Origin of the sequence: Psychroflexus halocasei (assembly GCF_900107595.1) — a bacterium.
In the GTDB taxonomy this organism is placed as follows: Bacteria; Bacteroidota; Bacteroidia; order Flavobacteriales; family Flavobacteriaceae; genus Psychroflexus; species Psychroflexus halocasei.
Genome location: NZ_FNQF01000003.1, coordinates 164,832 through 183,206, shown reverse-complemented (window position 1 = coordinate 183,206; position 18,375 = coordinate 164,832). Strand labels below are relative to the sequence as shown.

Here is an 18,375-nt window from a genome sequence, read left to right as displayed (position 1 = left end):
TTAAAAATTGATTTGATAACTCACAGAAGGAACGATGCCGAAAATTGAAAACCTGTTGGCTTCATTTAAACCTGTAGTTTCGTTTTGTTCGAAATTTAAAGAAGCAGCATTTTTACGATTATATAAATTGTAAATGCCAAACGTCCATGAAGACGTCCAATTCTTTGAAAGATCTTTTTCAGGTGTTAATGTTGCAGAAATGTCTAAACGATGATAAGCAGGCAATCTGTTTAGATTTCGACCTTCATAGACAGGAATATTTAAATCTTGATATTCAAACTGTCCGACAGGAAAGCTCACAGGACGACCAGTTTGTAAATTAAAACTTGAGTTGAATGTCCATTTTTTGTTCATTTCATAACTTGCGACTACTGAAATATCATGTGTTTTATCATAATTTGATAAATACCATTCACCATTATTAATGCCACTTTCAGCAGGTGTTCTGCCTGGCGTTTTTTGTTCAGATTTTGAAAGCGTATAAGCAATCCAACCTGTTAATTGCCCTTTGTTTTTTCTTAAAAGAAATTCTAAACCGTAAGCGCGACTTTCACCGTTTAAAATGACTTGCTCAATGGCATCATTTGCAATAAGGTTAGCACCATCAACATAATCAATTCTGTTCTTGACAGTTTTAAAGAAAACTTCAGATTCTAAACTATATTTTCTGTTTTCAAAATTTTTAAAATATCCGAAAGAATATTGATTCAGTTTTTGAGGCTTAACGTAAGTTCCGCTTGGCGTCCAAACATCAAAAGGCGTTGGAGATGAGGTGTTAGAAAGCAAGTGCAAGTTTTGTGTTAAGCGATTAAAGCTTGCTTTTATTGAAGTATTATCGTTAAAGCTATAAGCTAAAGAGGCGCGAGGTTCTAAGTTGTAAAATTCTTTTTGAATATGGCTTTTTGAAATATCAACAACTTCAGAAGGATTAGCTTTCTCATAAATACCTTTTTCAGCATCATAAAGAATTGGGTTGTCGTTAGCGTAGCGCTTAAATTCTTTCTCACCCATACGCCAAAATGTATTCAGTCTTATGCCATATTCAGCTTTTAAATTTTCGGACAATTGATGTTCAGCACTCAAAAAGACAGCGTGCTCGTAAGCATTTTTATCAGCTATTTTATTAGGGTTAATTCCTGAATCTGTTCTTGTTGGTTTAATGTTACCAGGATTAATATTGTATTTGATTGAGCTGACGCCATAATTCAGTTTAAAATCATTAGAGATACGATGATTGAATTTTGCATTTAAGTTAAGATTACTGATGTCGTTTTTAAATTCAAACCCAACTAAATCTAAATCTATTAAATAACCATAAAGAGAATATGAAAAATTAATATCTGCTGAGATGTTAGGGTTGAAACGATGGTTCCAATTCAAATTAGCAAATGTGCTGCCATAAGTATTTGAGAAGCTATCATTGATTGTTACATAATCATTACCGTGGTAAACTGAAAAATTCAGTTTGTTGTTAGGGTTTAATTTTGTTGAATACTTTCCGTTTAAGTCATAAAAATAAGCTGAGTTTTTATTGTCGGTTAGTTTTAAAAATAAATGTGCATAAGTTCCTCGACCTGCAAATAAGAATGAAGACTTGCCTTTTCTAATAGGACCTTCAAGCAAAAGTTGGCTTGAAATAACACCAATACTTGCCGAACCTTTAAAGTCTTTTTGAGAACCTTTTTTTTGCTTGATATCCAAAACTGATGATACGCGACCACCAAAGTTGGCAGGAATCCCAGCTTTGTATAATTTGAGATAATCAATAGAATTTGCATTAAAAACTGAGAAAAAACCGAAGAGGTGAGAGGCGTTGAAAAGGACAACATCATCAACCAGAATTAAGTTTTGGTCGCTGTTTCCGCCACGGACATTGAAGCCTGAAGTCCCTTCGCCACCATTTGATACACCTGGTAATTGGAGCAAAGAGCGAATGACATGAACCTCACCAAAAACAGCTGGAATTTTTTTAATGCTTTCAGCCTTTAAAGTGTTAACACTCATCTGTGCACTTTTTGTATTTAGCGCTTCAACATCTTGAGTAATGAGAACTTCTTCCAGGACTTCTTCAGTTTCAGATAACTGAATTTTGAAATTTTTGTTTTGATCAATTCTTATGTTATGTGTATAAGTTTTAAAACCGAGATAACTGACTTTAAAAGTGTATTCACCTTTTGAGATTTTAATTCTGAAATAGCCTTCAAAATCTGAGGTGGTTCCTGAATCGCCAATGGTGATGTTTGCACCAGGGATTGCTTCGTTTTTGTCAGAAAGAATTTGCCCTGAGATTTCAAACTTTTCTTGAGAATAAGCAATTTGAAAAATGCTAAATATTATAAAAAAGAAGGGTGATTTAATATTCAATTTGGTTTTTTAGCAAATATAACTACATTTCTATTTTAAAGGATTAATTTAGATTAATTTGGAAAATTTTTAATCTTGTTAAATACATTCTTTTTTTAAGATTAATACAGAGTTATGAAAGCAATTTACTGTTCAAAAAACTGTTAATAACTTTGGTTTTTATATGCTTGAATTAATTGTATTTTTACAAACTTAAAATCGACAGTTACGTAGATGGGAAAAATAATTGCAATTGCAAATCAAAAAGGAGGTGTTGGCAAAACGACAACAGCTGTTAATTTAGCGGCTTCTTTGGGTGTACTCGAAAAGAAAGTTTTGTTGATTGATGCTGACCCGCAAGCGAATGCATCATCTGGCCTCGGGATCGATATCGAATCTGTTGAGATCGGTACCTATCAAATTCTTGAACACACTGAGAAATTAGAAAACGCCATTATTAAAACGGATTCACCTAATTTAGATATTGTACCAGCTCATATTGACTTGGTTGCGATTGAATTAGAACTTGTTGATCAAGATAATCGTGAATTGATGTTGAAGCAAGCTATCGCTGGTGCCAAAGAAAATTACGATTATATTTTAATCGATTGTGCACCATCATTAGGTTTATTAACTTTAAATGCTTTAGCTGCTGCTGATAGCGTAATTATTCCGATTCAATGCGAGTATTTTGCTTTGGAAGGTTTGGGTAAGCTTTTAAATACAATTAAAAGTGTACAGAAAGTTCACCATAAAGATTTATTGATTGAAGGTTTGCTTTTAACCATGTACGATTCGCGTTTACGTTTGTCAAATCAAGTTGTTGAGGAAGTGAAGAAACACTTTAGTGATATGGTTTTTGACACCATTATTCAGCGAAATGTGCGATTAAGTGAAGCGCCAAGTTATGGTGAAAGCATTATTAAATATGATGCAGCCAGTAAAGGTGCAAATAATTATTTAAGTTTAGCAGAAGAAATAATCAATGCTTAGAAGAAGAAAATAGTAATTATGGCTAAGACAAAGAAAAAAGCATTAGGACGCGGTCTCTCAGCATTACTGAATGATCCCGATAACGAAATAAATTCAGCTGAAGATAAAAATGCCGATAAAGTTGTTGGTAATATTGTTGAACTTGAGTTAAGCAGTATTGAAGTTAATCCTTTTCAGCCAAGAACAAGTTTTAACGAAAGCGCACTTGATGATTTAGCAACATCAATCAAGGAACTTGGTGTTATACAACCGATTACGGTGCGTAAAGTAAATCGAAATCAATATCAGCTTGTTTCGGGTGAGCGTCGTTATAGAGCTTCTAAGATAGTTGGTTTAGAAACAATTCCGGCTTACATCCGCATTGCAAATGATCAAGAGTCGTTGGAGATGGCTCTGGTCGAAAATATACAAAGACAAGATTTAGATCCGATTGAAATTGCTTTGTCTTACCAAAGATTAATTGACGAAATTGATTTAACGCAAGAGCAACTCAGTGAACGCATCGGTAAAAATAGATCGACAATCGCGAACTACTTACGACTCTTAAAATTAGATCCGATTGTTCAAACAGGCATGCGAGACGGTTTTCTGAGTATGGGACATGGTCGTGCATTAATTAATATTCAAGATGTTGAAAAACAGATTGACATTTATGAGCAAATATTAAAAAACAAACTTTCAGTTCGCGAAACAGAAAAGTTGGTTAAATCTTTAAATGAAGGACCAAAACCAAAATCACGTCAGCCTAAAATCGATGAGCAAAAGCAAAAAGTTGTCAAGTCAATATCTGAGCATTTTGGTGCTAAAGTAGAGGTGAAGTTGAGTAAAAAAGGAAACGGTAAAATTATCTTGCCTTTTTCATCAGAAGAAGATTTTAATCGTATTTCAAAACTTTTACAAGATTCAAAAGATGCGTAGATTTTTATATCTCATTTTGCTTTTTGGCAGTCTTTCTTACGCTCAAGAGAAAGAAAGCGATTTAAAAATCAACAAAACTGAAGAAAAATTAAAGGTTGAAGAAAAGTCTTTTCGTGCCGATCCTTTTGATGCACTAGCACCAGCAAAGGCAGCTTTCTATTCAGCAGTTATTCCAGGATTAGGTCAAGTTTATAATGGAAGTTATTGGAAAGTTCCTATCGTTTACGGCGCAATCGGGACGAGCGCGTATTTCTACATTCATAACGATAAAGAGTACAACAGATACCGAGATGCTTACAAAAGAAGGCTTGCTGGTTTTGAGGATGATGAGTTCAATGGTTTGTTAACCAAGCAAAACTTAATTGACGCTCAAAAACAATTCAGAAAAAATAGAGAATATTCACTTCTTTTTATCATAGGTTTTTATATTTTAAATATTGTTGATGCCAATGTTGATGCGCATCTTAATCAATTTAGTATCACAAGGGATTTGAGTATTCAAACCAAGTTTGAACCAAACTATTTAAGCGGAAAACCTGATTATGGTTTAAGCTTGAACATAAAATTAGACTAAGATGAACATAGCAATTTTAGGCTACGGAAAAATGGGACAAAATATTGAGAAAATCGCTGAAAAACGCGGCCATTCAATAGTTTTGAAAACCAATATAAAACCTAATCAAGAAGAATTAAAGAAAGCTGATATTGCTATTGACTTTAGTGAACCCAGTGCTGCTTTTGAAAATATCAGTTTAGCTATTTCAGTACAAGTTCCTGTGATTTCAGGAACGACAGGTTGGCTTGATGACTATGATAAAGTCGTTGAACTCTGTAAAGAAAAGTCAGGACATTTCCTTTATGCATCAAACTTTAGTGTTGGCGTTAATTTGTTTTTTAAGCTTAATAAATATTTTTCAAAGTTGATGAGTTCAGTTGAAAACTATCAGCCTGAACTTGAAGAAACGCATCATATTCATAAAAAAGATGCGCCAAGCGGAACTGCAATTAGTTTAGCAGAACAAGTTATCAAAGAAACATCTTATGAATCTTGGGCTTGTCCGCCAGATGATTCTCAAAATAATATACCGATTAAAGCTTACCGAGAAGGAGAAGTTTTTGGCGATCATTGTGTAACTTTTTCTTCAGAAATAGACCAATTGAGTATCAAGCATTCGGCAAAATCTCGTCAAGGTTTTGCACTTGGTGCTGTGATGGCTGCGGAATGGTTAAGCAAACAAAAACCAGGAGTTTATCAAATGGCTCAAGTTTTAGACGATTTAATAAAATAATTTATCATGACATTTACACAACTCCTTATACTTATTCTTGCTGTTCAAGTTATTCACTTTTTAGGAACATGGAAACTTTATAAAAGAGCAGGTCGCCAAGCTTGGGAAGCTGCAATTCCGGTTTACAATGCCATCGTTTTGATGCGTATAATTAACCGACCTTGGTGGTGGGTTTTCTTGTTGTTTATTCCTGTGATCAACTTGATTATGTTTCCAGTTATTTGGGTAGAAACAGCGAGGAGTTTTGGTAAAAACTCAACTGTTGATACAATTTTATCGATTGTGACTTTAGGTTTTTATAATTACTACATCAACTATTTAACCACTGATAAGTTTATCGGGAACAGAAGCATTAAGGCAAAAACAAAGGCTGGTGAAACAGTTAGCGCATTGCTTTTTGCAATTGTTGCAGCCACTTTAGTGCATACTTATGTAATGCAACCTTTTACGATACCGACTTCTTCATTAGAAAAAAGTTTATTGGTTGGTGATTTTCTTTTCGTCAGTAAATTTCATTATGGAGCGCGTGTACCACAAACGCCAATTGCTTTGCCAATGGTGCATGATTCAATACCAGGAACTGGCGTGAAATCATATTGGTCAGATTTGCAATTGCCAGAAATGAGGATGCCAGGTTTTCAAGATATTGAGCGTAATGATATTGTCGTTTTTAACTGGCCTGTTGATACCATTAGAATGTTTGGTGATAGGTCAGGGAAGCATTATTATAAACCTATTGATAAAAAATCTAATTACGTTAAGCGTGCAGTAGGTGTTCCTGGAGATTCGCTTTCAATTGTTGATGCGCAAGTCATGATTAACAGTCAGCCACTTGAATTTCCTGAAAGAGCTGAACCTCAGTTGTCTTATATCGTACAAGGTAAGGGTCAAGGATTCAATATGCGTAGCTTGATTGAAATCTACGGAATCACTGACGGTTTGGCTTGGTATGATAAAGAGAATAGACAGTATATGATTCCTGCAATTACTGAAAAAAATCTTAAGAAATTAAAGAGCCATCCAAATGTAGAATGGACAAAACCTTACATTAAGCCTAAAGGTGAAAAATCTAATTCTATATTTCCTAACAACCAGAAAGTTGATTGGAATCGTGATAATTTTGGACCGATTTATATTCCTGAAAAAGGAAAAACAGTTGCTTTAAATAAAGAATCATTTTCACTTTACAGAAGAATTATCGAAGTTTATGAAGGTTCAGAGATGAATGTTCAGCAAAACTTAAGTCTTAATGATGATCAGGTTCTGATGAATGGTCGCCCAATTGATTCTTATACTTTTAAACAAGATTATTACTTTATGTTGGGTGATAATCGCCATAATAGTGAAGATAGCCGTTACTGGGGTTACGTACCAATGAATCACGTTGTAGGTAAACCAGTTTTTATTTGGATGAGTTTAGATAATCATTCAAGTGGTTTAATCGAACGTATTCGTTGGGAAAGACTTTTTACAACTGTTGCTGGTGAAGGAGAACGCGTTTCTTACTTTCAGTATTTCTTAATTGTATTAGTTCTCTGGTTTGGTTTCCGTTATTTTTCTAAACGTCGAAAATCTAAATAAGACTGATTATGACTCGTAAAATTTTTCATCCAAGTTATTTTGGACCAATTGATCAATATGTGTCTTTGCATGAAGAAGACGAGATTATATTAGAGAAACTGGATAATTATCAAAAGCAGACTTATAGAACACGTCAATATATTTATGGCGCAAATGGAAGCTTATTGCTTAATATTCCGATAAAACATCGCAAAGATGTGCATAAGCGACAGCATTACAAAGATGTCAAAATTGAAAACGATTTTAAGTGGCAGCAATTACATTGGCGATCAATAGAAACAGCTTATAGAACCTCGCCTTTTTTTGAATTTTATGAAGACGATTTTATAGGTTTATACGAAAAGTCAGCAGATTATCTTTATGACTTTAATGTGAAATGTACAGAAACCGTTCTTGACGCTTTAGGTCTATCAATCGATTTCAAAATGACTGATGAGTTTATCAGGTCTTATGAAGGGAATGATCAAATTATTGATGAAAGACGTTTTGCAGTTTCTAAAAGAAAGCCTTTTTATAAACTTAAAAAGTATAATCAAGTCTTTCAAGATAAATACGGACATATTGAAAACCTTACTATTTTAGACTTACTTTTTAATTTAGGACCTTCAGCGCAAAGTTACTTATCAGAAGTTGCTGCAGGACAATAAATATTTTAATCTTTTAATTTAATCTTAGATTGAATCGGGTAGTGGTCAGAATACTTGACATCGTAAGTGTGGAAGTCAATCACTTTAAATTGTAAATCGGAGAAAATAACATCGATGCGAATAGGGATAAAATCAAAAACAAAAGTGCGTCCAAAGCCATTGCCGGCTTTACTGAAGTTATCCTGTAGCTTGTCGCTCATAATTGATTTTGATACATATGATACCGGCGAATTGTTGAGATCTGCAGAAATAATAACAGGATGCGGAGAATTAGCAATTTCATCAGCTATTATTTCAGCTTGAGATTGCTGTTTAACAAATGATTTTCCAATTCTTGAAATCAATTTCTTTTGATCTTCACTTTGTAATTCGCGTACATCAGGATCAATTTTTAAAGATTCAAGATGAATTCCAAAAAGCCTGATGGTATCTTTGTCGTAAAGAATATCAACATAAATGCCGTTATTACTTGTGTTTTCGAATCTTAGATTTTTCCGATTGATGATTTCTTTTTTGCTAAAAATAGCAAGTCCATGTTTTCCTTTCTTCTTAGAAGGAACAATATAATTGTATTCGTAACCTTCTAATTTTGTCGTATCACTGATATAGTAATCCTGATAAGTGACGATATCAGGATTTTTTAATTCAATAAATTTTTTAATTTTTGAAGTGATCTCCTTCTCACCCGTCCAGTTATATTTATCAAATAAGCGGACATTATAACTCATAATGTCTAAACTTCCTTCTTCATCCATTAAGGTGTTTGATCCAAATTTATAAATAGAATCGAAGTAAAGAAAGCCGCAAAGAATAGCAATAATTGAAAGAATCATGTGCTTTTTCAGCTTAACAAGCCAGAAAACAATAAATATTAAATTGATAATGATTAGAAGAGGGAGTCCTAGATTGAGAATAGAAAGTGTTGAAGAAAATTTCGGAGGAATAAATGGTAAAACATAGGCACATATCAATAAAATTGCGAATAGAATATTGATGATGTAAATCAATCTTTCAAATATGCTTAACCCAGATTTTTTCATTTTTTATAAATCTTTTCCAGCTCTAAACAAAAAGTCTTTTTCTTCTTTAGTTAGGCTGCCGTAACCACTACTACTGATTTTATCTAAAATTTTATCAATTTTTTCCTGATTGTTTTTATCCTTTAGGTTGGATTTTTTCTTCTCTGTTTTCTTTTGTTTGTTTTTGTATACAGTCTTCATTTTAGGATTAGATTTGGAAGAAAAACTAAAATCGGAAATATAATTGATACTACTTTCAATCCATGAGCCGATGTCATTTCCTTTTTCAAGCTGTTTTGTGTAAAGATAGCCAATAGCTGCACCTCCTAGATGTGCAAGATGTCCGCCTGGATTCCCAAAAGGGATTTGAATAAAATCCAAAGCGACAAGACCAGCTGCAATCCACCATAATTTAAGATTTCCTAAAAACATCAAGCGAACCTGAAAGTTAGGAATTTTTGTTGCGATACCAACTAAAATAGCCATAACAGAAGCTGAAGCACCTATGAGGTATGATTTTCCTGTGCCTTGAAAAGCAGGAAACAAATTATAGCTCAGGGCAAAAATAAGCGCTCCAAAAATAGCACCTAGAATGTAGAAATTTACAAATTTTTTACGGTTGTAAAAATTGAGAAAAATTTGGCCAGAAAAGTATAGAACAATCATATTTGATAAAATATGAAATATGCTAGCATGTAAAAATGCATAGGTAAGAATGGACCATGGTTTGAACAATAAATCAGATAAATCTTTTGGAAAAACAAGCCATTCTATCAGGAGGTTATTTCCGCTAGATCCAAATAGAAAACCAATTGTGTTAAAAGCAAAGGTGAGCACAAACATCACAATATTAATTGCAATGAATTTTTCTAAAATACTTGCAGTGTTGTATTTGTAACGTAAATTATCTTTCCAATTCATTTTAGTTCCACCTATTCGCGTTAAACTCATTTTTCTTCCAATACCACATCACAATAAAGCCGATAATTGCACCACCTATATGCGCCCAATAAGCTGTATTTGATGGCCCAAATAAAGACAAACCAGTTAAAGCTGAAAATACATTAATGGCAAAATAACCACCAATGAGGTATTTGGCTTTAATCGGAATTGGAACAAATATAATGTATAATGGCATATTTGGATACACAATTGCAAAGGCAGCCAAAATACCAAAAATAGCTCCTGAAGCGCCAACCATAGGAACGATATAAGTTCTTAATAAATCTGTTGTGACGTCTTGAGGGATTTTATCATAAACCTGATATTGGCCGGTTTCATAGACAGTTTGCAGCATATTTTGTATTTGATCAGGAGAAACACCAGCATTGACATAATATTCATAAGCTGAGTTAAAATTGAAATAGCTAAATAAAATTTGTAAACCTGCTGCACCAAGTCCTGCTGAAAAGTAGATAAACAAGAATTTTTGTTGTCCTAAATAGTTCTCCAAAGCACTCCCGAAAATGTAAAGTGCAAACATATTAAACAAAATATGTGAGATGCCTTCTTGCGCATGCATGAACATGTGTGTGACAACCTGCCAAATCTGAAAATTTGGATTCTCAGGAAACCATAAAGCAAAAAGCTTATAAGCAAAATCACCTATAAATTGAGAACCTATAAAAAAAAGGACATTCGCTATTAAAAGCGTTTTAACAGTGGTTGTTATTCTTCCCATTTAAGCAAATTTTTTATCGATATCATCGACGGATAAATTAATGAAAATCTGTTTATCATCAGGTGTTTGTAAATAATCTTTACAATAAAAAAGAGAGTTGATCAACTGCTGTTGTTCATCTTCTTTTAAAGAAATACCATTTTTGATCGCCATATTTTTTGCAAGAGATTTGGCGAGAATCGTATTGCTTTCAAAACCAGTTTCTGGAATCTCATTTTCAAATTCAGAAAATAATTCGTCTATGATTTGATCTACTTGACTCTCCTGAATCATATCAGGTATGCCATTAATCACAACGCTTTGATTTGTCATTTTAGTAAAAGAAAATCCTGTGTTTTCTAAAGATTCTTTTAATTCTTTAAAAATTTCAATTGAATGCACATTTAAACTCAACTCTAGCGGAAACAATAATTGCTGACTCGCAGCAGGTTGTTCAGTGATATTTTTGAGTAATTCTTCATACAAAATTCTGAAATGAGCACGATGTTGATTCATCATCAAAACGCCAGATTTAAACGGCGTGACAATATATTTGTTGTTGAGTTGAAAAGATTTTGAGGATTGTTCAACCTGTTTATCTTCAAATAAATTTGTTTGTTGCTGGTCATCTGCAATTGCTGACTCAACGTTATATAAATCTTCCCAATTGCTCGGAACTGCTTTTTTCTCATGCTGAAAAGAGCTTTGTTGAAATGAAGCTTGAGGTCTTGGGTTTTGTTTTTCTTCTTTAAAAGGATTAAAATCCCTGTCAACTTCTATTTCTGGAAGTTTTACAGGATTTTTATGTTGACGATATGAGGTTTCAAAACTTGAATCTTTTTCAAAATCAAGACTTGGCGCAATATTGAATTGACCTAAACTGTGTTTGATAGCACTTTGCAAAATCGAATAAATCGCATGCTGGTCATCAAATTTTATTTCAGTTTTAGTTGGATGAATATTGATGTCAATACGTTCTGAATCAATTTCTAAATAGAGAAAATAGGAGGGGTGCGTTTTGTCTTTCAACAAACCTTCATAAGCCATTGTAATGGCATGATTCAAATAATTATTTTTGATAAATCTATTATTGACAAAGAAGAATTGTTCACCGCGAGAGCGCTTTGCAAATTCAGGTTTACCAATAAAGCCTCTTATTTTTATGAGATCAGTATCTTCATTAACAGGAACAAGCTTTTCGTTGCTTTTGCTTCCCATAATTCCGACGATACGCTGTCTTAAATTTGATTGTGGCAAGTTGAAAAGTTCATTGCCGTTATGAATCATTTTAAAACTAATATCAGGATGCGCTAATGCAACTCTCTGAAATTCATCAATAATATGTTTGAGTTCAACACTATCAGATTTCAGGAAATTACGGCGAGCAGGAATATTAAAGAATAAATTTTTAACAGCAATTGAGGTTCCTGTTGGCGTCACCGTTGGAATTTGCTGACTTACTTCACTGCCTTCAACATTGATTTGAACACCGATGTCACTGTCATCAGTTTTTGATTTCATCTCCAAATGCGCAATCGCTGCGATAGATGCAAGCGCTTCGCCACGGAAACCTTTGGTATGAATTTTAAATAAATCTTCGGCTTTTGAAATTTTTGAAGTCGCATGTCTTTCAAGTGATAGTCGGGCATCAGTATCTGTCATGCCATCACCATCATCAATCACTTGCACAAGAGTTTTACCTGCATCTTTTACCAACAAATTGATGTGTTGTGCATTGGCATCAACAGCATTTTCTATGAGTTCCTTAACAACAGAAGCAGGACGCTGGACGACTTCACCAGCAGCGATTTGGTTCGCGACATGATCTGGCAGTAACTGAATTCTCCTTTTCATAAACTATTGACTGAATATTGACAAATCAAAATCAATGATCCATAAGAAAATAAAAACTAAAACAAGAGCGATAAGAATCACTCTTTTATTGATGGAACGATTACCTCTTGTTCTGCTATTTTTTCGTACATCAGACCAGTGAGAGCCAAAGTCGATTGAGTTGTGTGTTGATTTGAATTTGTTAAAAGTCGAATCAATTTCGTAAACGTTATCTACTTTTTTACCATCATAATAGCGAGGCGTATAGTTGTATCGCGTATTTTTTCTTAATTTAAATGATTTTACTTTAAACATAGTTCAGTTTAGAAAAATCAAATTTAATGAAATATTAGCGATCTATATAAGCAAAGCCTATAATTTAAGAAAAGTAAAAGATTTGATTTTGATTAAAACTTAGCCTCTTTTCTTAATTGTGCCATTTTGATTGCTGCAATTGCAGCTTCAGCACCTTTATTACCATGTTTTCCTCCAGATCTATCGATGGATTGTTGTTTTGTGTTATCTGTTAAAACACAGAAAATGGTTGGAATATCACTTTTGACATTGAGGTCTGTGATGCCTTGCGTAACGCCATGACAAACAAAATCGAAGTGCTTTGTTTCTCCCTGAATCACGTTTCCAATAGCGATAACAGCGTCAAGCATGTCGTAACTTTCTTGTATTTTTTTGCAGCCGTAAATCAATTCAAAACTGCCAGGGACGTCCCATCTCACGATGTTTTCTTTGAGAACACCGCAATCTGTCAAGGCGTCAAATGCGCCTTGAAATAGATTGCCTGTAATGTCATTATTCCATTCTGAAACAACAATTCCTATTCTGAAATCCTTTGCTTCAGGTAATTCTGATTTGTCGTAAAACGAAAGGTCTGTTCCTGCGGTTGCCATGATTACATTGCGTTAGCTTGTCCTATATAAACTTCCGCATCTTTAGCTTCTTGGCTATCTGCGTATTTTTCTTTTAGGTTGTTCAAATGCTTCACTGCAACATCTGCTTTCCCTAATTCAATAGCTGTAATGCCTGCTTTTAATAAATATTTAGGCGTTGTAAATGAATTTGATTTCATTTTTGCAGCCTTTTCGTAATAAGAAAGTGCTTTATCTGGCTGTCCAATTTGTTGGAATGCATCAGCAATTGTTCCTTGTGCTATAGGCATCAAAATTTGATCGTCTGCTTTGAAATTATCTAAATATTCAATCGCTTTTTTGTATTCAGCTAATTTGAAGTATGACATTCCTGCGTAGTAATTTGCAAGATTAGCAGATTTTGTTCCGCTGTATTGATCAGAAATATCGGCAAAACCAAATTTTCCATTACCACCGTTGATCGCAAGCTTGTAAAGCGAGTCTTTCATTGGTTTATTTTGTGCTTCAATAGCGTCTTTAAAGTAAACTTGCGCTTGATTGAGTTCGTTTGCAGCTTCATTTTCATTAGGCTCAACGATTAATTTTTGATAGCCTAAGAAGCCGATAACACCAACGATAATGACGATAATGACACCGAAGATTTGCTTTTGGTATTGACTGACGAAACGCTCAGTTTTATTCGCTTTTTCATCTAAAGTTTCAAAAACTTCAGCTGTTGTAGAGTCGTGATCTTCAACTTGGTTTTGATCTTTGTCTGAAGCTTTCTTTGAAGATTTATATCCTCTTTTCTTGTATGATGCCATAATATCGTTATATCAGTTTATATAGACGCGCAAAAATATAATTTTTATCACGATATAAAAATACATTTTATTTGATATTTTCGCTTCTCTTAATAATATTTGATTTTCAGAGAATTTTTCACCTATGCAAATTAACAAATTATCCTTGCTAAACTATAAGAACTTCAGTCAGTTAGATCTTAATTTTAATGCGCATATTAATTGTTTGGTGGGTCAAAATGGAATAGGAAAAACAAATATTTTAGACGCAATTTATCATTTAGCTTTCGGTAAAAGCTATTATAATCCCATTAGTAGTCAAAATATTCATCACGGAGATGACTTTTTTGTTGTTGATGGTGCTTTAGAAATTTCTGATAAAAACGAGCGTATTGTTGTGAGTTTTAAAAAAGGACAGAAAAAAGTTCTGAAAAGAAACGCTAAAATTTATGACAAAATAAGTGATCATATCGGCTTAATTCCTTTAGTTATTATTACGCCAACTGACAGAGATTTGATTTTGGAAGGGAGTGAAACGCGAAGAAAATTTATGGATGGCGTTATTGCACAAGGAGATAAACAATATCTTGAAACCATTCTGAAATATTCAAAGCTTTTATCACAACGCAATGCGCTTCTGAAGTATTTCGCTGTCAATCGGACATTTAACAGTGATTCTTTAGCGGTTTATAACGATCAAATGAATGACTTAGCTGAAGTGATTTATGAAAAAAGACAAGCTTTTGTCAAAATATTTGAACCTATTTTACAAAAGAGATACAAAGACATTAGTGGTGGTCGTGAGCAAATAAGTTTGCATTATAAAAGCCAACTGAACGATTCTGAAAACCTCAATGCTTTATTTGTCGAGGCGCAACAAAAAGACTTGCAAAGACAATATTCAACAGTTGGGACGCATAAAGATGATTTAAAATTTAAGATTAATGGTCATTCGGTAAAGAAGTTTGGCTCACAAGGTCAACAGAAATCATATTTGATTGCTTTAAAATTTGCACAATATGATTTTTTAAAAAACATTAAAGGCTTTAAACCCATTGTGCTTCTTGATGATATTTTCGATAAGTTAGATGAAAATCGCGTGGCGCAAATTATTCAAATGGTGACACATGAAGATATGGGACAACTTTTTATCAGTGACACACACGCAGAACGTACTGAAGATGTTGTGAAATCGAGTACAGAAAATTATAAAATGATTAATTTAAGCGAAAAAGAATGAAAAATATATTTTACTTTTTATCAATCGCAGTTTTATTGACAGCTTGTGAGGAATCACCTCAAGATTTTGATTTAAAAAATCTTGAAGGTTATTGGGAAATCGATAAAGCAGAAACACCTTTTGGTGATAAACAATATAAAGTTAGCACAACTGTGGATTATTTTTACGTAGAAGATTCCTCTGGCTTTCGTAAAAAAGTTCAGCCGCAACTCACCGGTAAAGACAAAGCTAGTAAAGATCAAGAGGAATTTAGCTTAAAATATGAAAATGACAGTTTGAGAATTATTTATGATAATCAATTTGATCAATGGCGAGAGACTATTATTGAGTTGACTGAAGAGAAGCTCGTTGTTAAAAACGATTCATCTTTTTATTACATTTATAAACGTTTTAAACCTATTGAAATTGAAGAATAAAAGGAATAGAGAAGAATTGAGTATGAAAGATGCTCTTGATCTATTTAAAGATAAAATGCATCTGAATAAAGGTCTTGACAAAGTTGAAATTGAAGAACTTTGGTACAGTGAACTCGGCAATGGAATTAAAAATTATACCGAAAAAGTTGATTTCAATAATGGGACTTTAAGAGTCAGCCTAAAATCTTCTGCTTTGCGAGAAGAGTTAAGCTATGGAAAGGAAAAAATAATTGCCCGGCTTAACGAGCAATTACCAAATCCTTTAATTACGAAATTAGTTTTAAACTAGCTTGTTAAGCCAGGAATATCTGGCATGCCATCTTTGGCAACAGCCGAAATTTCAGCTTCATTCACTTCTGTTGCTTTCTGAATCGCTTTGTTAAGTGTCAAGATCAAGTAATCTTCGAGTTGTTCCTTATCTTCAAACAATTCATCATCAATATCTAAAGACTTTATCTCGCGATTTGCCGTGATTGTCACTTTTAAAAGACCATCATTGCTTTGCTCTGAAAGTGTGACAGTGTCTAATCTTTTCTTAGTTTCTTCAACCTTTTGTTGGGCTTCTTTGAGTTTACTCATCATCCCCATCATATCTCCAAACATAATTTTTTTCTACAAATTTATAAAAATGAATTAAAGAGAATTGATTTTAAAGTTTTTTAAAATGAGTGAGGTATTACAAAAAGTTATCTTTGCAAAAAAATAAATAACTATGAGTATTCCAAAAGCTAAGCAGGAATCTAAAATTTTAGAAGCACATGGTGATCAACGTCATGATGAATTTTATTGGTTAAATCAGCGTGAGAATCCAGAAGTTCGCAAATATTTAGAAGAAGAGAATGCTTACTATAAAAAGGAAACACAACACTTAGAAGATTTCACTCAAGATTTATTTCAGGAAATGAAATCTCGAATTAAAGAAGATGATTCTTCAGTTCCATATTTCTTAGATGGCTATTGGTATCAAGCTAAATTTGAGAAAGGAAAAGATTACCCGATTTATACAAGACGAAAAGATCACATTGATGCGGAGGAGAAGATCTTATTTGATGTCAATCAAATGGCAGAAGGTTTCGATTACTATAAATTATCAGGTATTTCAATTAGCCCAGATAATAAATTAGCAGCTTTTGGAGTGGACAATGTCAGCCGCCGTGAATATACAATTCATATCAAAGACATTGAAACAGGTGAGATTTTAGATCAAAAAATTGAAAAAACAACTGGAAGTTCATGTTGGGCAAGTGATAATAAAACGCTTTTTTATACTAGAAAAGATCCACAAACTTTAAGATCTCATCAAATTTACAAGCATCACCTTGATCAAAACAATACCGAAGATGAACTTGTTTATCAAGAAGATGATGCTACATTTAATACTTATGTTTTTAAGTCAAAATCGCGTGATTTTATCATCATAGGTTCGTCTAGTACTTTACAAGATGAATATAGATTCATTTCAGCAAATAAGCCAAATGCTGATTTTAAAATCATTCAGAAAAGAACTCCAAACTTAGAGTACAGCGTTGCACATTATGAGGATTACTTTTATATTTTGACAAATAAAGGTGGAGCATCAAACTTCAGACTCATGCGTACACCAATCGACAAAACTGAAGTTGAGCATTGGGAAGATGTGATTTCGCATCGTGATGATGTTCTACTTGAAGACGCTGATATTTTTAAAAATTACCTTGTTTTGACAGAGCGTTTTAATGGTTTGACACGACTAAGAGTTTTATCATGGGATTTGTCAGAAGACTATTTTGTGCCGATTTCAAGTGAAACTTACACATTAGGGACGTCTTCAAATCCTGATTTCGAAACTGATACATTGCGTTATGTTTATAGTTCATTAACTACACCAACATCTGTCATTGATTTTAATATGAAAGATCAGACGGAAGTCGTGATGAAGCAATCAGAAGTTTTGGATCCAGATTTTAAAGCTTCAAATTATATTGCAGAGCGCGCTTGGGCAACAGCTGCTGATGGTGTGAAAATACCAATGTCTATTGTTTATAAAAAAGGCATTCAGCGAGATGGCAAGAATCCGCTGTTACAATATGGTTACGGAAGTTATGGGCACACAGTTGATCCTTATTTTTCATCAACACGACTGTCGCTTTTAGATCGCGGTTTTGTTTTTGTTATTGCTCATATTCGAGGGAGTGAGTATTTAGGGCGACAATGGTATGAAGATGGAAAATTATTAAAAAAGAAAAATACTTTTTCAGATTTTATCGCTGTTTCAGAATATTTGATTGAGCATTTATATACAAGTCCTGAGCATTTATACGCAATGGGTGGCTCAGCAGGAGGCTTGCTTGTTGGCGCAGTTATGAATACGCGACCAGATTTATACCATGGCATGATTGCGGCAGTTCCTTTTGTTGATGTTGTCACGACGATGCTAGATGATAGCATTCCATTAACGACTGGTGAATATGATGAATGGGGAAATCCTAATGATGCCCAATATTATCATTACATTAAATCTTACTCGCCTTACGATAATATTAAAGATTGTCAATATCCACATTTACTCGTTACAACTGGGTTTTATGATTCTCAAGTTCAGTATTGGGAGCCTGCTAAGTGGGTGGCACGCTTAAGATTACAAAAAAATAATACGAATAAAGTTTATTTAGAGACCAACATGAAAACTGGTCATGGTGGCGCATCTGGAAGATTTGAGGCACTGAAAGAATTAGCAAAAGAGTATGCTTTTATCTTTGAATTGGCTGGAATCTTAAAATAATTAAAAAAA

At 33.6% G+C, this 18,375-nt stretch carries 19 protein-coding genes; 10 read left to right on the top strand and 9 right to left on the bottom strand.

What is annotated here, in order from left to right; translation table 11 throughout:
* Entirely contained in the window at positions 1-2,364 is a 2,364-nt protein-coding gene (locus BLV84_RS04985) for a TonB-dependent receptor (protein WP_093240737.1), read from the bottom strand.
* Positions 2,365-2,577: 213 nt separating this feature from the next.
* On the opposite strand from BLV84_RS04985, the gene BLV84_RS04980 reads away from it, so the two are divergent.
* The 6 genes from BLV84_RS04980 to BLV84_RS04955 are packed head-to-tail and all read left to right on the top strand — an operon-like array spanning position 2,578 to position 7,771.
* Positions 2,578-3,336 carry a ParA family protein gene (locus tag BLV84_RS04980; RefSeq protein ID WP_093240734.1) on the top strand — a complete coding sequence of 253 codons (759 nt, stop codon included), beginning with the start codon at positions 2,578-2,580 and terminating at the stop codon, positions 3,334-3,336.
* 18 nt (positions 3,337-3,354) lie between these two features.
* Positions 3,355-4,254 carry a ParB/RepB/Spo0J family partition protein gene (locus BLV84_RS04975; protein ID WP_093240729.1) on the top strand — a complete coding sequence of 300 codons (900 nt, stop codon included), beginning with the start codon at positions 3,355-3,357 and terminating at the stop codon, positions 4,252-4,254.
* Positions 4,247-4,828, top strand: a complete 582-nt coding sequence (locus tag BLV84_RS04970; RefSeq protein ID WP_093240725.1) for a DUF5683 domain-containing protein — start codon at positions 4,247-4,249, stop codon at positions 4,826-4,828. The genes BLV84_RS04975 and BLV84_RS04970 overlap by 8 nt, the downstream gene beginning before the upstream one ends.
* Before the next feature lies 1 nt (position 4,829).
* On the top strand, positions 4,830-5,543 hold the full coding sequence (gene dapB / locus BLV84_RS04965) for a 4-hydroxy-tetrahydrodipicolinate reductase (RefSeq protein ID WP_093240722.1): 714 nt from the start codon (positions 4,830-4,832) through the stop codon (positions 5,541-5,543).
* Positions 5,544-5,549: 6 nt separating this feature from the next.
* The gene (gene lepB, locus BLV84_RS04960; protein WP_093240719.1) at positions 5,550-7,124 is read left to right on the top strand and encodes a signal peptidase I; all 1,575 of its coding nucleotides are present in this window, start codon (positions 5,550-5,552) and stop codon (positions 7,122-7,124) included.
* 8 nt (positions 7,125-7,132) lie between these two features.
* Positions 7,133-7,771 (top strand): WbqC family protein, encoded by a 639-nt coding sequence (locus BLV84_RS04955; protein ID WP_317041006.1) that lies wholly within the window; start codon positions 7,133-7,135, stop codon positions 7,769-7,771.
* 5 nt (positions 7,772-7,776) lie between these two features.
* Here BLV84_RS04955 and BLV84_RS04950 read toward each other — a convergent pair whose 3' ends face one another.
* The 7 genes from BLV84_RS04950 to BLV84_RS04920 all read right to left on the bottom strand — a co-directional run bounded on the left by BLV84_RS04950 (position 7,777) and on the right by BLV84_RS04920 (position 13,970).
* Positions 7,777-8,811 (bottom strand): endonuclease/exonuclease/phosphatase family protein, encoded by a 1,035-nt coding sequence (locus tag BLV84_RS04950; protein ID WP_093240712.1) that lies wholly within the window; start codon positions 8,809-8,811, stop codon positions 7,777-7,779.
* A gap of 3 nt (positions 8,812-8,814) precedes the next feature.
* Positions 8,815-9,741, bottom strand: coding sequence for a rhomboid family intramembrane serine protease (locus BLV84_RS04945; RefSeq protein ID WP_234953095.1), 927 nt, complete (start codon positions 9,739-9,741; stop codon positions 8,815-8,817).
* A complete protein-coding gene (locus BLV84_RS04940) occupies positions 9,713-10,471 on the bottom strand; it encodes a rhomboid family intramembrane serine protease (RefSeq protein ID WP_093240709.1) in 759 nt (252 codons plus the stop codon). Before BLV84_RS04940 ends, BLV84_RS04945 begins: the two co-directional genes overlap by 29 nt.
* On the bottom strand, positions 10,472-12,304 hold the full coding sequence (mutL, locus tag BLV84_RS04935; RefSeq protein ID WP_093240706.1) for a DNA mismatch repair endonuclease MutL: 1,833 nt from the start codon (positions 12,302-12,304) through the stop codon (positions 10,472-10,474).
* Between the two features lie 3 nt (positions 12,305-12,307).
* Positions 12,308-12,598 carry a hypothetical protein gene (locus BLV84_RS04930; protein ID WP_093240702.1) on the bottom strand — a complete coding sequence of 97 codons (291 nt, stop codon included), beginning with the start codon at positions 12,596-12,598 and terminating at the stop codon, positions 12,308-12,310.
* Positions 12,599-12,690: 92 nt separating this feature from the next.
* Positions 12,691-13,188 (bottom strand): 6,7-dimethyl-8-ribityllumazine synthase, encoded by a 498-nt coding sequence (gene ribH / locus BLV84_RS04925; RefSeq protein WP_093240700.1) that lies wholly within the window; start codon positions 13,186-13,188, stop codon positions 12,691-12,693.
* Between the two features lie 2 nt (positions 13,189-13,190).
* The gene (locus BLV84_RS04920; protein ID WP_093240698.1) at positions 13,191-13,970 is read right to left on the bottom strand and encodes a tetratricopeptide repeat protein; all 780 of its coding nucleotides are present in this window, start codon (positions 13,968-13,970) and stop codon (positions 13,191-13,193) included.
* A 124-nt stretch (positions 13,971-14,094) separates the two neighbouring features.
* Here BLV84_RS04920 and recF point away from each other — a divergent pair, with 124 nt between their 5' ends.
* From recF to BLV84_RS04905, 3 genes are read left to right on the top strand one after another with little or no spacing between them, the layout of a single operon-like run.
* On the top strand, positions 14,095-15,189 hold the full coding sequence (gene recF / locus BLV84_RS04915) for a DNA replication/repair protein RecF (RefSeq protein ID WP_093240695.1): 1,095 nt from the start codon (positions 14,095-14,097) through the stop codon (positions 15,187-15,189).
* The gene (locus BLV84_RS04910; protein WP_093240692.1) at positions 15,186-15,605 is read left to right on the top strand and encodes a lipocalin-like domain-containing protein; all 420 of its coding nucleotides are present in this window, start codon (positions 15,186-15,188) and stop codon (positions 15,603-15,605) included. Before recF ends, BLV84_RS04910 begins: the two co-directional genes overlap by 4 nt.
* Positions 15,595-15,894, top strand: a complete 300-nt coding sequence (locus BLV84_RS04905) for a DciA family protein (protein WP_234953094.1) — start codon at positions 15,595-15,597, stop codon at positions 15,892-15,894. The genes BLV84_RS04910 and BLV84_RS04905 overlap by 11 nt, the downstream gene beginning before the upstream one ends.
* Here BLV84_RS04905 and BLV84_RS04900 read toward each other — a convergent pair.
* Entirely contained in the window at positions 15,891-16,208 is a 318-nt protein-coding gene (locus tag BLV84_RS04900) for a YbaB/EbfC family nucleoid-associated protein (RefSeq protein WP_093240689.1), read from the bottom strand. The genes BLV84_RS04905 and BLV84_RS04900 overlap by 4 nt on opposite strands.
* A gap of 109 nt (positions 16,209-16,317) precedes the next feature.
* Here BLV84_RS04900 and BLV84_RS04895 point away from each other — a divergent pair, with 109 nt between their 5' ends.
* A complete protein-coding gene (locus BLV84_RS04895; protein ID WP_093240684.1) occupies positions 16,318-18,366 on the top strand; it encodes a S9 family peptidase in 2,049 nt (682 codons plus the stop codon).
* The last annotated feature ends 9 nt before the right edge of the window (positions 18,367-18,375 follow it).

Bases quoted from the DNA above. Each gene is read 5' to 3' on its own strand.
- BLV84_RS04980 (WP_093240734.1), top strand. From the start codon at position 2,578: ATGGGAAAAATAATTGCAATTGCAAATCAAAAAGGAGGTGTTGGCAAA.
- BLV84_RS04975 (WP_093240729.1), top strand. From the start codon at position 3,355: ATGGCTAAGACAAAGAAAAAAGCATTAGGACGCGGTCTCTCAGCATTA.
- BLV84_RS04970 (WP_093240725.1), top strand. From the start codon at position 4,247: ATGCGTAGATTTTTATATCTCATTTTGCTTTTTGGCAGTCTTTCTTAC.
- dapB (WP_093240722.1), top strand. From the start codon at position 4,830: ATGAACATAGCAATTTTAGGCTACGGAAAAATGGGACAAAATATTGAG.
- lepB (WP_093240719.1), top strand. From the start codon at position 5,550: ATGACATTTACACAACTCCTTATACTTATTCTTGCTGTTCAAGTTATT.
- BLV84_RS04955 (WP_317041006.1), top strand. From the start codon at position 7,133: ATGACTCGTAAAATTTTTCATCCAAGTTATTTTGGACCAATTGATCAA.
- BLV84_RS04950 (WP_093240712.1), bottom strand. From the start codon at position 8,811: ATGAAAAAATCTGGGTTAAGCATATTTGAAAGATTGATTTACATCATC.
- BLV84_RS04945 (WP_234953095.1), bottom strand. From the start codon at position 9,741: ATGAGTTTAACGCGAATAGGTGGAACTAAAATGAATTGGAAAGATAAT.
- BLV84_RS04940 (WP_093240709.1), bottom strand. From the start codon at position 10,471: ATGGGAAGAATAACAACCACTGTTAAAACGCTTTTAATAGCGAATGTC.
- mutL (WP_093240706.1), bottom strand. From the start codon at position 12,304: ATGAAAAGGAGAATTCAGTTACTGCCAGATCATGTCGCGAACCAAATC.
- BLV84_RS04930 (WP_093240702.1), bottom strand. From the start codon at position 12,598: ATGTTTAAAGTAAAATCATTTAAATTAAGAAAAAATACGCGATACAAC.
- ribH (WP_093240700.1), bottom strand. From the start codon at position 13,188: ATGGCAACCGCAGGAACAGACCTTTCGTTTTACGACAAATCAGAATTA.
- BLV84_RS04920 (WP_093240698.1), bottom strand. From the start codon at position 13,970: ATGGCATCATACAAGAAAAGAGGATATAAATCTTCAAAGAAAGCTTCA.
- recF (WP_093240695.1), top strand. From the start codon at position 14,095: ATGCAAATTAACAAATTATCCTTGCTAAACTATAAGAACTTCAGTCAG.
- BLV84_RS04910 (WP_093240692.1), top strand. From the start codon at position 15,186: ATGAAAAATATATTTTACTTTTTATCAATCGCAGTTTTATTGACAGCT.
- BLV84_RS04900 (WP_093240689.1), bottom strand. From the start codon at position 16,208: ATGTTTGGAGATATGATGGGGATGATGAGTAAACTCAAAGAAGCCCAA.
- BLV84_RS04895 (WP_093240684.1), top strand. From the start codon at position 16,318: ATGAGTATTCCAAAAGCTAAGCAGGAATCTAAAATTTTAGAAGCACAT.